12 protein-coding genes are annotated in these 14,532 nt (G+C 71.2%); 9 read left to right on the top strand and 3 right to left on the bottom strand.

What is annotated here, in order from left to right; genetic code table 11:
• The first annotated feature begins 197 nt into the window (after positions 1-197).
• A complete protein-coding gene (locus tag ACWEN6_RS17840) occupies positions 198-842 on the top strand; it encodes an ATP-binding protein (RefSeq protein ID WP_452571176.1) in 645 nt (214 codons plus the stop codon).
• A gap of 191 nt (positions 843-1,033) precedes the next feature.
• Positions 1,034-1,615, top strand: a complete 582-nt coding sequence (locus ACWEN6_RS17835) for a hypothetical protein (protein ID WP_452571175.1) — start codon at positions 1,034-1,036, stop codon at positions 1,613-1,615.
• A gap of 114 nt (positions 1,616-1,729) precedes the next feature.
• Here the strand turns inward: ACWEN6_RS17835 and ACWEN6_RS17830 are convergent, their stop codons facing one another.
• Complete coding sequence (locus ACWEN6_RS17830; RefSeq protein ID WP_452571174.1) at positions 1,730-2,677, bottom strand: helix-turn-helix domain-containing protein; 948 nt, start codon at positions 2,675-2,677, stop codon at positions 1,730-1,732.
• Between the two features lie 584 nt (positions 2,678-3,261).
• On the opposite strand from ACWEN6_RS17830, the gene ACWEN6_RS17825 reads away from it, so the two are divergent.
• The 7 genes from ACWEN6_RS17825 (at position 3,262) to ACWEN6_RS17795 (ending at position 11,303) form a co-directional block, all read left to right on the top strand.
• A complete protein-coding gene (locus ACWEN6_RS17825) occupies positions 3,262-4,344 on the top strand; it encodes a radical SAM protein (protein ID WP_452571173.1) in 1,083 nt (360 codons plus the stop codon).
• Between the two features lie 352 nt (positions 4,345-4,696).
• On the top strand, positions 4,697-5,890 hold the full coding sequence (locus tag ACWEN6_RS17820; RefSeq protein ID WP_452571172.1) for a sensor histidine kinase: 1,194 nt from the start codon (positions 4,697-4,699) through the stop codon (positions 5,888-5,890).
• Between the two features lie 150 nt (positions 5,891-6,040).
• Positions 6,041-6,814: a LytR/AlgR family response regulator transcription factor gene (locus ACWEN6_RS17815; protein ID WP_452571221.1), complete on the top strand. Its 774-nt coding sequence runs from the start codon at positions 6,041-6,043 to the stop codon at positions 6,812-6,814.
• A complete protein-coding gene (locus ACWEN6_RS17810) occupies positions 6,811-7,353 on the top strand; it encodes a hypothetical protein (protein WP_452571171.1) in 543 nt (180 codons plus the stop codon). Before ACWEN6_RS17815 ends, ACWEN6_RS17810 begins: the two co-directional genes overlap by 4 nt.
• A 70-nt stretch (positions 7,354-7,423) precedes the next feature.
• Complete coding sequence (locus ACWEN6_RS17805) at positions 7,424-9,127, top strand: sodium/solute symporter (protein ID WP_452571170.1); 1,704 nt, start codon at positions 7,424-7,426, stop codon at positions 9,125-9,127.
• A 240-nt stretch (positions 9,128-9,367) separates the two neighbouring features.
• Positions 9,368-9,700, top strand: a complete 333-nt coding sequence (locus ACWEN6_RS17800; RefSeq protein ID WP_354839570.1) for a DUF485 domain-containing protein — start codon at positions 9,368-9,370, stop codon at positions 9,698-9,700.
• Positions 9,693-11,303, top strand: coding sequence for a solute symporter family protein (locus ACWEN6_RS17795; protein WP_452571169.1), 1,611 nt, complete (start codon positions 9,693-9,695; stop codon positions 11,301-11,303). The genes ACWEN6_RS17800 and ACWEN6_RS17795 overlap by 8 nt, the downstream gene beginning before the upstream one ends.
• A 142-nt stretch (positions 11,304-11,445) precedes the next feature.
• On the opposite strand, the gene ACWEN6_RS17790 is transcribed toward ACWEN6_RS17795, so the two are convergent.
• Both ACWEN6_RS17790 and polX read right to left on the bottom strand, forming a co-directional pair.
• Positions 11,446-12,663, bottom strand: a complete 1,218-nt coding sequence (locus ACWEN6_RS17790) for a sulfite oxidase (protein ID WP_452571168.1) — start codon at positions 12,661-12,663, stop codon at positions 11,446-11,448.
• 116 nt (positions 12,664-12,779) lie between these two features.
• Positions 12,780-14,465, bottom strand: coding sequence for a DNA polymerase/3'-5' exonuclease PolX (gene polX / locus ACWEN6_RS17785; protein WP_452571167.1), 1,686 nt, complete (start codon positions 14,463-14,465; stop codon positions 12,780-12,782).
• Positions 14,466-14,532 lie beyond the last annotated feature (67 nt).

Raw genomic sequence — 14,532 nt, 5'->3', positions numbered from 1 at the left:
GGATCACAGAACTTATACGGAAAGTGTCTTGTTGACTACGGAGAATGAGGAAAGCCGGGGGATGTCGGTGGGGTCCGCCGGGTGGTGATCAGGCGAACGCCTGTGTTCGCGCACGTCATCGGGCCTTTCGCCTGGAAGATCGCCGTGGAGGAAGGTGGGATCGGAGATGCGTGCTCGCTCGGCGATCGTTGTGGCTCGTGTCCACGAGAACCGACTCCAGCGACGAGGCGCCGCGCGTGGCCGCCGAAGACGTCGCGCCGCCCGGCCCGCCGTACGCCGGTCATCCCTCGCGCGCCGTGCCGGTCGACGAGGCCGCTGATTGGATCGCGCCGCCCGGCCTGTCGTACGCCGGTCACCCTTCACGCGCCGTGCCGGTCGACGAGGCCGTGCGGCTCGGCCCGGAGATTCTGGTCTGGCGGCGCGTCTTTCCGGGCGCGCTGGACCAGGCCGCGGAGGCCAGGCGCTTCACCCGGTTCCTGCTCGGCGGCACGCCGTTCGCCGACGATGCCGAACTGGTCGTCGGGGAGCTGGCCGGCAACGCCGTCCGCCACACCCGGAGCGGATCGCCGGAAGGCCACTTCACCGTGGAGATCGCGCTCGACTCGCCCCGCCGTCGGCCGCTCGGCGCCTCCGTTAGAGCGGTGGGCGTCATGGTCACCGTCTACGACCTCGGCGGGGCCGGCGTCCCGGCGTTCGGCGAGCATGGCCGGACGGACATCGCTTGCGCGGAAGGCGGGCGTGGGCTGGCCATCGTGACCGCGCTGGCCGAACGCGCCGGCTTCCAGGGCGCCCCGGCGACCGGCCACAGAGTATGGGCCTACCTCGCCGCGCGCCGACCGTGATGGGTGCGGTCGCGAATCCGGGGGTCAAGCGCCTTGCGAGCTGACGCGATGACCGGCGCGACCTTCTCGGGCTTGAGTCTCAGGTAACTAGAGGCCCCAGGATCGGTGCTGCGAACGGCGAGCACTCGCTTGGAGCGCGTTCCCTCTCACCACCACGATCGAATCCGGCCCTCTTGGAAGAAGGATTTCTCATGTCCCGACAAGCGACACCGTCCGCTGAGGACGGCAAGCGCCTCGTCAACGGCTTCGTCGACGAGATCTTCGGCGATCTGGACGCCAACCCCGACTTCGTCGCCATGATGAGGTCGGCCGTCCCTGAGATGCCCGCCGAGCCGTCTCCCGCCCAACTGGAGGCCTACGCGGAACTGTCCGCCCTGATCCAGGACCCCGGCTTCAGGGCCGGTGTCCGCCGCATGGCCGAACATCAGGCGGCCGAAAGGGCGGACGGAGACCGGACCGGGCTCCACCATGAGGTGACCGACCTGGTCCGCGAGCGAGTCCAGAAGGCCCAGGCCGACGGCATCGAACCGGGCTCACCAGCGGCACGGCCGGTCCTGACGGAGATCATCGCTGGCTATACGACGACGTTCGGCCACCCCGACAGCACCGAGTACCGCCGCAAGCTGCTGACCCGCCTGGAGGTCGCGAACGACCCGCGAGCCGGGCGGTACTTCGGTCTGCTCTCCACGATCAACGACTGGCCGACGCCACCGAGCCTGGAACCGGTGTTCGACTGGTTCATTGAGGCCCTTCGGCACCACCCCACCCCATAGAAGGATGGTCCCGACTCGCCGAGTCATCCCGCCCTCCCACAACAGGCGAGGGCGGGATGCTTCACCAGTGGCGCCGAGACGGTGGCCGGCCGGGTGAAAGAACCAGCGATCGGTTCAGACTTCGGCGGCCGCCTCGAGTGCGGTGAGGAACCAGCGGGCCGCCGGCACCGGGTCGGACTTGGGGGGCCGGCCGTTGATCAAGGCCAGCAGACGCCAGTACCGCGAGACCTGGGGGTCGGCCCCGATACGGACGCGTTCGGCGAGCCAGATCCGGAACTCGGCGTCATCCTCGCGCCGGTGGGCGGCGGCGAACGCGGCGACCAGTTCCTCCACGATGGCCTGGGCCGGTACAGAGGTCGGAGAGATCCCGTCGGCCATGGCCCCGCCGGCCAGCTCCGCGACGGTCCGCTCGACGTTTCGCCAAGTCTCCGGGTCGCCCTGGTCGGCACCGGAGGAACGGTCGGCGGCGTGTCGCTCGAACGCCCGGCGAACGCCATCCCGGAAGGAGGGGTCGCTGACGAGGTGCGCCAGCTCCAGCCATGCCTCGATCTGCTCGACCGTGGGGTCGTCCGGCAGATCCGGCAGCATCGAGCGCAGGTGCGCGGCGAAGCCGGGCTCCATGTCGAGCCCGCGAGTCGTCTCGCCTATGAGGTCGGTCACCGTCTGACGGCGCTGCTCGGCGGTCAGCCGGGCGAGCCGGTTGGCGCGCGCGATCCCGGCCGCGTCCGCACCATGAGTGGCGACCTGGCGCAGCACGGCCTGCCGTATCCGCAGAGTCCGAATCTGGGTCTCCAGGGCCGCGACCTGCCGCTCGGCGACATCGGCCAGGCTCTGCGCATGCGTGAGCACCCGGGTGACCGTCGCGAGATCGACACCGAGATCACGGAGCGTCCGGACCAGTTCCAGCCGACACAGCGCCTCGTCATCATAGAGACGGTATCCACCAGGTGACCGGCCCACCGGCGGCACCAATCCCTCATCGGAGTAGAAGCGAACCGTCGGCACCGACAGTCCGGTCAGCCGGGCCACCTCGCCGATCGTGTGAAGGCCATCGTCGTTCACGCGGCCCCGCCCCACTCATCGACCGGCACCGCATGACCGGCCGACCCCCGGGCCGGCCGCTCAAGGAAGACGCCGGCGCCGCCAGTGAACACGACCTGAGCCGACGACCGACAACGGGCACGCGCGGCAGCCATGGGCAACTCCCAAGCCTAGGAACAGATGAAGGCGTGAACGACTATGCGGCCTCACCTCACGTGAGACTCAACCAGGCGACGGCATCGGACGGCACCGGGGAGTCTGATGTTCACGCTGTCGGTTCGAGTGGGTCGTCTTCGGCGAGGATGCGGTTTCGCGGTGGTGGTGGTCGCAGGACTTCTCGCGCCATCGCCTCCCTCCCCAGCACGATAGGGTCGGAGTAGCTCGACACGCTGTAGTCCTCCGCTCATCGCGCTCCCGAGGGGCTCCCGGCCCGGCCGTCGAAAACATCTACGACGCGACAGGGTTGTCGAAGAGCACGGGCATCAAGAAATCGTCTGTCGCTGTCGACGGTTGCGAAACAGCATGAGCGACTCAGAGGACGGCACCTCGTCTGGTTCGTCATCGGCGCATCCTTCGGGAACCGAAAGCGGAGGTTGGAAGACACCATGACTTCCCCGGAGAAGGAGCACACCCGCGGTGACGGGCCCGCGCCGATGCGGTGGGATCGCCAGCGCACGGACGCTGTGGACGACGCGGCACTGCCGGGGCTCGCCCGTCTGTCGACCTTGGTTCGCAGTGTGCGCACCCCGGAATTCCAGGGGGTGACCTTCCACGAGATCTTGGCCAAGAGCGCGCTGAACAAGGTCCCCGACGACGCGCGGATGCTGCCGGGCGAATGGATCCTCAACCCCTACCGGGGCTGTTCGCACGCGTGCCGGTACTGCTTCGCCAGGCCCACCCACACCCGGCTCGCCCTCAACGTGGCCGAAGACTTCGACCGCGAGATCATCGTGAAGGTGAACATCGTCGAGGTGCTCAAAGGTGAGCTGGCACGCAAGCGCAAACTGCCGCCGCGCGTCGCGTTCGGCACGAACACCGATGTGTACCAGCGTGCGGAAGGCCGCTATCGGCTGATGCCCGGCATCATCGGGGCACTCACCGCCGCGCGCGTGCCTTTCTCGATATTGACGAAAGGCACACTGATCCGCCAGGACCTGCCCCTGCTGGTCACGGCGAGCGCCGTGACCACGGTGCACCTGGGCATCTCGGTATCCCTGCCGGATGTCGAGTTGCAGCAGTCCGTCGAGCCGGGCACCGCCACCACCCGGGCTCGCCTGGACACCGTGCGGGCGATTCGTGAGGCAGGCCTCGACTGCACGGTCTTCCTCGCCCCGGTACTGCCCGGATTGAGCGACAGCTCCGCCCAACTGGAGGAGATGGTCCGGGCCGTGGCGCAGGCCGGCGCGACGGGCGTGCACTGGACACCGCTGTATCTCGCCTCGGGTGTGAAGGAGGTGTTCTTCGACTGGCTGCGCATCCATCACCCCGAACTCCTCGACACCTACACCACGCTGTACGCGAAGGGTTCAGAGGTCCTCCCGGACTACCGCAAGGACATGCGTGCCCGCCTGTTTCCTCTCTTGACCCGGTACGGGCTGCCGTTGCCGGATCAGGCCACCGAGGACAAGTTCGCCCTGCGCGGCCGACGTGGCCGGCCGGAACCGCCGCGACAGGCGACGCTGTTCTGATCACGCCGAACCCGGGCGGATAGGGACAGCATGAGTGATCAACAGATGGCGGACGTCCCCACCGGAGGACTGGCGGACGTCCTCGCCGAGAAGCTGACCGTTGTCTTCGTCGGCATCAATCCCGCGCCGCTCTCCGTCGCGGCCGGGCACAGCTTCGCGACCCCGGGAAACCGGTTCTGGCCGGCCCTGCACGCCACCGGCCGCGCCGCGCGACAGGAATGCCCGACCGATCCGCGCCAGAGGACGTTCGGCAGCGAGAGTGACGTGGGGTGTGCCGTCCGGCGCAGGGGGAGGGCGGTCCGGCGATGGGTGGGTTATTTGGTACCGGCGGGCGCGGGTAGGCTCCGGCGGCGTGGAACCGCTGCTCGCCGTGCCGGTGCTGCTGGCCCTCGTCGGGGTGCCGGCCGTGGTGCTGTGGCGGGTGCTGCGCGGCCGGCGCGAGCTCGGCACCAGCCCCGCCGAACGCGCCACCTTCGAGACCCTGCACACCGCCTCCCTGGCCGCGCCGCCGCTGCGGGCCGGGCTGACCGCCGCCGGAGCGCTCAAGGCGTCCCGCTACCTGCGCGAGCTGCTCGGCTCGCCGGGCATCGCCATCACCAACGGCGAGGAGCTGCTGGTCTACGACGGCGCGGGGGAGCACCACGCCAAGGACGCCTTCGCGCACGCCGCCGAGACCCTCCGCGACGGGCGCATCCAGGTGCTCGGCCCCGACGTCGTGTGGTGCCCGTCGCCGGAGTGCCCGGTCAGGTACGCCGTGGTGGTCCCGCTGACCACCGACGACCGGGTGGTCGGGTCCCTTGCCGCCTACGGCGACCACGCCAGCGCCGGGCTGGTCAGGGCCACCGGCGAGGTCGCCGCCTGGGTGGACTCCCAGCTCGAACTGGCCGAGCTGGATCGTTCGCGCACCCTGCTCATGGAGGCCGAGGTGCGGGCGCTGCGCGCGCAGATCTCCCCGCACTTCATCTACAACTCGCTGACCACCATCGCCTCGTTCGTGCGCACCGACCCTGAACGAGCCAGAGAGCTGCTGCTGGACTTCGCCGACTTCACCCGCTACTCCTTCCGGCGGCACGGCGAGTTCACCACCCTGGCCGAGGAGCTGCGCTCGATCGACCGCTACCTCACCCTCGAACGAGCGCGCTTCGGCGACCAGCTCCGCGTCACGCTGCGCATCGCTCCGGAGGTGCTGCCCGTCGCCGTGCCGTTCCTGTGCCTGCAACCCCTGGTCGAGAACGCTTTGCGGCACGGCCTGGAGAGCAAGGACGGCGTCGGGCGCATCGCCATCACCGCCGAGGACGCCGGCGCCGAGTGCCTGATCAGCGTGGAGGACGACGGCATCGGCATGGACCCCGAGCGGCTGAGGCGCATCCTGTCCGGCGACCCCGACGAGCGGTCGGGCACCGGCGGCGTCGGGCTCGCCAACGTCGACGAGCGGCTGCGCCAGGTGTACGGCGACGAGTACGGACTGGTGGTCGAGACCGCCGTCGGCGCGGGGGCCAAGGTGAGCGTCCGCCTGCCCAAATACCGGCCGGGCGTCTCCGTCTAGTCATCGGCGCTGGATAGTTATCGGCGCCGGGCGCCTGACCCGTTGACTTCCCCTGCCCGATTCACCACCCTCTAGGGGGATGAGGAGCAACTTTCGCCAGGTGAGCCGCCTGGGTCGGCGGCCTCTGGGCGCGTCAGGGTGAGCGGCGAGGTGACGGGCCTGCGCGTGCTCGCGGTGGACGACGAGCAGCCGGCGCTTGAGGACCTGGCGTACCTGCTGCGCGCCGACCCCCGCATCGGCGAGGTCGCCCTGGCCCGCGACGGCGCGTCGGCGCTGAAGATGCTCGACCGGGCGATGGCCGACGGCAGGCCGGTCGAGGCGGTCTTCCTGGACATCCGCATGCGCGGCCTGGACGGCGTCGTGCTCGGCCGCCTGCTGGCCCAGTTCGCCCGGCCGCCGCGCGTGGTGTTCGTCACCGCCTACGAAGAGCACGCGGTGGACGCCTTCGAGATCAAGGCCGAGGACTACCTGCTCAAGCCGGTGCGTCCCGAACGGCTCGCCGAGGCCATCCGCAGGGTCTGCGCCGGCATCCCGGGCGGTCCGGGCGCCGGGGAGGAGGCCGCGCGTCCGGCGCCCGAGGGCGACACCATCCCGGTCGAGCTGGCCGGGGTGACCCGGTTCGTCGCCAGCTCCGACGTCCGCTACGTCGAGGCCCAGGGCGACTACGCGCGACTGCACACCGCGAGCGGCAGCCACCTGGTGCGCATCCCGCTGGCCGCGCTGGAGGAGCGCTGGGCCGGCGCCGGGTTCATCCGCGTGCACCGCAGCCACCTGGTCGCGGTCAAGCACATCGACGAGCTGCACATCGACTCCGGCCGCTGCACGGTGCGCATCGGCGACACCGAGATCCCGGTCAGCCGCCGCCACACCCGCGAGCTGCGCGACCTGCTCGTCCGCCGCGCCAGGAAGGGCCGCACCGAATGAACGCCGACCACGAGCCGCGCGAGGAACGGCCGCGCGGAGTGAGCGCCGACCGTGAGCCGCGCGAGGAACGGCCGCGCCGGGTGGGCGCCGACCGCGAGCCGTCGCCGCCGGCCTCCGCTCGCGGGGACCGGCCGCAGGACGGCGGGTGGCGGCGCATCGCCCCGAAGACCCCCGAACGGCCGCGGCGGCAGGTGGTCACCAGCCCGCGCACCACCGCCGCCCGCAGGCCCCGCCAGCCCGTCACCCGGGAGATCGACGAGCAGACCAGCCTCGGCGAGGTCTACATGCGCTCGCTGGTGCGCACCCAGTTCCGGCTGGCGCTGTTCGTCTGCACGGTGCTGTCGTGCGTCATCGGCGGCCTGCCGCTGCTGTTCCTGCTGGTCCCCGGCCTGCGTGAGGTGCGCCTGCTCGGCGTGCCGCTGCCGTGGCTGGTGCTGGCCGGGCTCATCTACCCGGCGTTCGTGGCCGGCGCCTGGCTGTACGTCCGCCAGGCCGAGCGCAACGAGCGCCACTTCGCCGACCTGGTCGAGCGCCGATGACCCGCCGTGTGAAGCCTTCCCGCGTCCAGAGGGGAGCACGGCGCTGAACGCCGGGCTCGGGGTGACGGCGGTGGTGGTGGTCATGGTGGCGGCCATCCTCATCGGGGCTTTCGGCCTGCGGCTGTCGCGCACCACCTCCGACTTCTACGTCGCCTCGCGCACCGTATCGCCGCTGTGGAACGCCTCGGCGATCGGCGGGGAGTACCTGTCGGCGGCCTCCTTCCTCGGCATCGCCGGGCTGATCCTCGCCTACGGGGCCGACATGCTGTGGCTCCCGGTCGGCTGGACCGGCGGCTACCTGGTGCTGCTGGTGCTGGTGTCGGCGCCGCTGCGCCGCTCGGGCGCCTACACGCTGCCCGACTTCGCCGAGGCCCGGCTGGAGTCGATGGCCGTGCGGCGCATGGCGAGCGTCCTGGTGGTGCTGATCGGCTGGCTGTACCTGATGCCGCAGTTCCAGAGCGCCGGCCTGGTGCTGCGCACGATCACCGGCGGCCCCGCGTGGGTGGGCGGCCTGCTCGTGGCCGTCGTCGTCGCGGTCAACGTCCTGTCCGGCGGGATGCGCTCGATCACCTTCGTCCAGGCCTTCCAGTACTGGCTGAAGCTGACCGCCCTCGCCCTGCCCGTGGTGTTCCTGCTGTTCGCCTGGTACGCGCACGGCAGGCCCGCGCCCGAGGGGGACGCGCCTCCGGTGTTCGCCGCCCCGGTCACCGTGACGATGGGCGTCGACGTCACCATCGGCGTCCAGCGGCCGGTCGAGGTCACCGCGAGGGGCCGGGTGGACGGCCGCGTCCTGCGGGGGGAGCGCCTCACGCTGGCGCCCGGCCCGCACACCGTCACCGCCGACACGACGCTCGGCTTCCCGGCCGGGGCCCTGGTGCCGCACGCCGAGAACCTGCCGGTGCTCACCGACCACGAGTGGGCGCTGCCCCTGCACGGCCGGGAGCACCCGCTGTACGCGACCTACTCGCTCATCCTGGCCACCTTCCTCGGCACCATGGGACTGCCGCACGTCCTGGTGCGCTTCTACACCAACCCCGACGGGCGGGCCGCCCGCCGCACGACCCTGGTCGTGCTGACCCTGCTCGGGGCCTTCTACCTGCTGCCCGCCATCTACGGCGCGCTCGGCCGCCTCTACACCCCCGAGCTGCTGATGACCGGCCGCACCGACGCGGTGGTGCTCACCCTGCCCGCGCGCCTGGTCGGCGGGACGGCGGGCGAGGTGCTCGGCGCGCTGGTCACGGCCGGGGCGTTCGCCGCGTTCCTGTCCACCTCCTCCGGGCTCGCGGTGTCGGTCGCGGGCGTCATCGGCCAGGACATCCTGCGCGGGGGAGTGCAGTCGTTCCGCGCCGCCACGCTGATGGCGGTGGTCGTGCCGCTGGTGCTGGCGACCTCCGCCCGATCTCTCGCCGTCGCCGACGTGGTCGGCCTGGCTTTCGCGGTCGCCGCGTCCTCCTTCTGCCCGCTGCTGGTGCTCGGCATCTGGTGGCGGCGGCTGAGCGCCGCGGGGGCGATGGCCGGTCTGCTCACCGGCGGCGGCCTGGCCAGCGCGGCCGTGATCGCGGTCATCACCGGCGGCCCGTACACCGGCTGGACCGGGGCGCTGCTGGCCCAGCCGGCGGCCTGGACGGTGCCGATCTCCTTCGCCGTCATGATCGTCGTGTCGCTGCTGACGCCCGGAGGCGTCCCGCGCGGCGTCGCCCGCACGATGGTGCGGCTGCACACGCCCGAGACGCTCGACGTCAACCGCGGCGACTGGCGGCCGCGCTCCACCTGAGCCGCCGCATGGGCCGGCCGCCGGGGCCAGGGGTACGGGCGATCATGCGCAGGGGACCATTCGCCGGGGTAAGGGGGCGGGCGACCATTCGTCGCAGGGATCGCGCCTTTGGGCGCAGGTCCGCGCCAGATGAGCGATCCTTCGGTACGACTTGGCGACCGCATGCCCCGTACCCCTGCGCAGCGGCGGGTGGGTGCTTCTACGGTATGGCGTGATTCAGATCACAACGTTGGAGGTCTCGTGACCACTCGACAAGACGAGTCGTCCGAATACGAACAGGTGCAGGCCGGCGCCGATTTCCAGGAGTTGCGCCGCCGTTACCGCAGCTGGGCGTTTCCGGTGACCATCGCCTTCCTGGCCTGGTACCTGCTTTACGTGATCCTGTCCGGCTGGGCGCGCGGGTTCATGGGCACCAAGGTCTTCGGCAACGTCAACGTGGCGCTGATCTTCGGCGTGCTGCAGTTCGTGTCGACGTTCCTGATCGCGTGGGCGTACGCCCGGCATGCCGACAAGAAGCTCGACCCGCTGTCGGGCAAGCTGCGCGACGAGATGGAGACCACGACCCATGAGTGACCACGCGCTGTCGATCACCCTTTTCGTGATCTTCGTCGCCGCGACGCTGGGCATCACGTTCTGGGCGAGCCGCAACACCAAGAGCGCCACCGACTACTACGCGGGCGGACGCTCGTTCACCGGTGTGCAGAACGGCCTGGCCATCGGCGGCGACTACATGTCGGCCGCGTCCTTCCTCGGCATCGCGGGCATCATCGCGCTGTCGGGCTACGACGGGTTCCTCTACTCGATCGGCTTCCTGGTCGCCTGGCTGGTGGCGCTGTTGCTCGTCGCCGAGCTGATGCGCAACTCCGGCAAGTTCACGATGGCCGACGTGCTGGCCTTCCGGATGAGCCCGCGCCCGGTGCGCACGGCCGCCGGCGTGTCGACGATCACGGTCAGCATCTTCTACCTGCTGGCGCAGATGGTCGGCGCCGGCGCGCTGGTCGGCCTGCTGTTCGGCATCACCTCCGACGCCGGCAAGATCGGCACCATCGTGGTGGTCGGCCTGCTGATGATCATCTACGTGGTCGTCGGCGGTATGAAGGGCACCACCTGGGTGCAGATCGTCAAGGCCGTGCTGCTGATGACCGGCGCCGCCCTGGTGACCCTGCTGGTGCTCGGCCACTTCGGGTTCAACCTGTCGAGCCTGCTCGGCAACGCGGCCCAGCAGAGCGGCAAGGGCGACGCCTTCCTCAACCCGGGCCTGAAGTACGGCGTCGAGGCCAAGGGCCTGGTCAGCAAGCTCGACCTGATCAGCCTCGGCCTGGCCCTGGTGCTCGGCACCGCCGGCCTGCCGCACATCCTGATCCGCTTCTACACCGTGCCGACCGCCAGGGACGCCCGCAAGTCGGTCCTGTGGGGCATCGGCATCATCGGCGTGTTCTACCTGCTCACCCTCGTGCTCGGCTTCGGCGCCGCCGCGCTGGTCGGCAGCAAGGCCATCGCCGCGCAGAACAAGGCGGGCAACACGGCGGCTCCGCAGCTGGCGCAGAAGGTCGGCCAGCTCATCTTCGGCGACGTCGGCGGCACGATCCTGCTCGCGGTCATCGCCGCGGTGGCGTTCGCGACGATCCTCGCCGTGGTGGCGGGCCTGACGCTGGCCTCCTCCTCCAGCTTCGCCCACGACCTGTACGCGCACGTCTTCAAGCGGGGCACCGCCACCGAGCAGCAGGAGATCAAGGTCGCCCGCATCGCCGCCTTCGCCATCGGCGCGGTGTCGATCGTCCTTGGCATCTTCGCGCAGAACCTGAACGTGGCCTTCCTCGTCGCGCTCGCCTTCGCGGTCGCCGCCTCGGGCAACCTGCCCGCGATCCTCTACAGCCTGTTCTGGAAGCGGTTCAACACCGCGGGCGCGGTCTCGGCGATCTACGGCGGCCTGGCGTCGGCCGTGCTGCTGGTGATCTTCTCGCCGGTGGTGTCGGGCACGCCGACCTCGCTGTTCCCTGGCGCGGCCTTCAACTGGTTCCCGCTGGAGAACCCCGGCCTGGTCTCGATCCCGATCGGCTTCCTGGCCGGCTACATCGGGACGGTGCTCAGCAAGGAGTACAACGCGGCCAAGTACGCCGAGATCGAGGTGCGGTCGCTCACCGGCGCCGGCGCCGAGAAGGCGACCGGCCACTGAGAACCCTCCGGGGTGGCGCCTTCGGGTGCCTCCCCGGAGCGCTGGGGACATCCTCCCTCAGCCGCCCCGGCCGCGGGTCCGCCCCCAGGAAGACCCCGGCCGGGCACCGTGGCGGCACCGTCGCGGGCGCCCGGCGCCCGTTTCAGGCGATGACCGTCACCGGGTGCTGGACGACGCCGTCGAAGTGGTAGCCCAGCATGTTGAACCGCGCCCGCGCCGGCTGGGTGGCCCCGGTCTCGTCGACGGCCCTGGCCATGAGGATGTGCGTCCCCGGCCGCCTCGGGACCCAGGCCAGGTGCCAGGGCGCCCACGCCCGCGCCGGACGGGGCCCGCGGGTCTCGGCGCGCCGCCAGCTCAGGCCGCCGTCCACGCTCACCTCGACCCGCACGACGCGGCCGCCGCCCGACCAGGAGCGGCCGCGCAGGATGTGCTGCCGCCCGGCCCGCAGCGTGGCGCCCCACGGCAGCTCGAAGGCGCTCTTGACCACCTGGTCGCTCAGCGGGGCGCCGCCGGGCGGGTGGCCGGGCCCGAACATGCGGTAGAAGCGGGTGTTCCACGGCGAGGAGAGCGCGGTGGTGGCGACCTCGATGTCGCCGAGCCACTTGATCGAGGCCACGCCGCTCCAGCCGGGCACCACCAGGCGGGCGGGGAACCCGTGGTCGGGCGGCAGCGGCCGGTCGTTCATCTCGTAGGCCACCAGAACGTCCGACAGCGCCTTGGCGATGGGCAGCGGACGGCGCACGTGCCCGTGGTCGACGCCGTCCTCGACGTACACCGGGTCGAGGCCCCGGGGCATGACGTCGACCGCGTCGGCGCGCACTCCGGCCAGGTCCAGCAGCGTCGACAGCGGCACGCCGCGCCACCGGGCGACGCCGATGGCGCCGAGCCGCCAGGGGATGCCCGCCATGCGCTGGTCCTGCTGGAGGTCGAAGAAGGCCCGCCCGTTGCCGGCGCACTCGATGGCGACGTCCGCGGTCGTCGCGGGCAGGGCCAGCAGGTCCTCGTAGGTCAGGGTGCGGGGGGCGCGCAGCCCGTCCCCGTGCAGCCGCAGCCGCCAGGTACGCGCGTCGATGAGCGGCGTGGTGGTGTGGTTGCGGACGAAGAAGCGGTCGTTCGGGGTGTGGTACCCCTGACCGTGCATGGCCTCCCAGCGGGTCTCGGCGCTGGAGCCGTAGGTGATGAACAGGTCGGGCGGCAGCGGCTTGACGATGGGCTCCGGCGCCTCGGGGAACGCCGCCGGCGCCTCCACGGGGGGCGCTGAGGGCGCGCGGCGCATCCGCGGGACCGGCGCGGCGCTCCTCGCGTGTCCCGGGGCGGGTCTGGTCCTGGTGGCCTCGCCGGTCCGGTCTTCGAGTTCCATGGGGGACCCCCCGTCCGGTCAAACTTGTACCAATTTCCTACCAGGAAACCATGTTATAGGTCCAGTCTACTCCGCGCGCGCCTCCGGCGGGAGGCCCTCGGGCGCGGAGCGGGCGCTCAGCGCCCGAGGAACTCCAGCAGCCGGTCCAGCGGCCAGGTGTTGATCACGTCGTCGCCGGTCAGCCCCGCCCGCTGGGCGATGCCGACGCCGAAGCGCAGATTGTCCATGTGCGGCACGGCGTGGGAGTCGCTGTCGATGCTGAACCGGACCCCGTGGTGGCGGGCCAGCCGCACCAGGTCGGAGGGCAGATCGGCCCGGTCGGGATAGGCGTCGATCTCCAGCGCCGTCCCCGTGCGGGCCGCCGCCGCGAAGACGGCCTCCCAGTCGGCGTCCACCGGCGGGCGCTTGCCGATCTTGCGGGTGGTCGGATGGCCGATGACGTGCACGTGCGGGTTCTCGCAGGCGGCGACGAACCTGCGGGTCATCTCTTCGCGCGACTGGGTGAAGTGCGAGTGCACCGAGGCGACGCAGATGTCGAAGCCCGAAAGCACCTCGGCCGGCCAGTCGACCGTGCCGTCGGGCGCGATGTTCAGCTCGGTGCCGTGCAGCAACCGCATGCCCGGATGCTCGTCCTGGAGCCGGCGCAGCCGCTCGCGCTGCTCCAGCATCTTCTCCAAGGTCATCCGCTGCATGAACAGGTTCGGCGCGTGGTCGGTCACCGCGTAGTAGGCGTACCCGCGCCGCGCCGCCGCCGCGACCATCTCTTCCAGTGTCGCGATGCCGTCGGTCAGGTCGGTGTGGGTGTGCAGGTCGCCCTTGAGGTCCGAAAGCGTGACCAGCTCGGGCAGCGCGCCGCGCAGGGCCGCCTCGACCTCCCCGCCGTCCTCGCGCAGCGGGGGCGGCACCCACTGCATGCCGAGCGCCGCGTAGATGTCCTCCTCGGACTTGGCGGCGATCACCGTCTCGCCCTCGAACAGGCCGTACTCCGACAGCTTCCAGCCGCGCTTGACGCACATCTCGCGCAGCCGCACGTTGTGCTCCTTGGAACCGGTGAAGTACTGCATCGCCGCGCCCCACGACTCGGCGGGCACCAGGCGGAGGTCCACCTGGAGGCCCTGCGTCGTGCGCACCGAGGTCTTCAGCGCCCCGCTCGCGATGACCTCCGCCACGTACGGCTGCGCCTTGAAGTCGGCCATCAGCGACTCGGGGCCCACCGCGAGGACGTCGATGTCGCCGACCGTCTCTTTCATGCGGCGCAGCGACCCGGCGAAGGCGATCTGCTCGGCGGCCGGGAGCGAGGCGATGACCCGCTCGGCCAGCTCCATCGCCACCCCGGCGTGCACCCGCTCGCCGGCCCGCCTGAGCTGCTCGATGCCCTTGAGGAGGTTCTCCTCGGTCTTGGCGCCGAACCCGCGAAGGCCCGCGAGCCGGCCCTGCTCGATCGCCTCCGCCAGCGCCTCGGGCGAGTCGATGCCGAGCTCGCGGAAGAGGAACACGGCCTTCTTGGGCCCGAGGGAGGCGATGCGCGTGAGCAGGCGCACCCCCTCGGGCACCTCGGCGCGCAGGGCGTCGAGCTGGCGGAAGCTGCCCCGCTGCAGGAACTCCTCGACCTTCTTCGCGATCGCCTCGCCGACGCCGGGCACCTCGCGGACGTTCACCCGCGAGATGTCCCCGGGATGGCCGGCGATGGCCTTGGCGGCCTTCTGGTAGCTGCGCACCCGGAAGGCGTCGCCGCCGGTCATCGCGAAAAGATCGGCATACTCCTCAAGCGCCGCCGCAGCGGCGTCGTTGGCCCGCCCCATGGGGGCCAGCTTACGAAGGCCCCCCGACAATTCCGCCCCCGGGACCCGCCGGCGCGCCTTGGGCCTT

The organism is Sphaerisporangium sp. NPDC004334, assembly GCF_053602655.1.
Note: the sequence above shows the minus strand (reverse complement) of the source record. Positions and strands in the feature narration are given on the sequence as shown.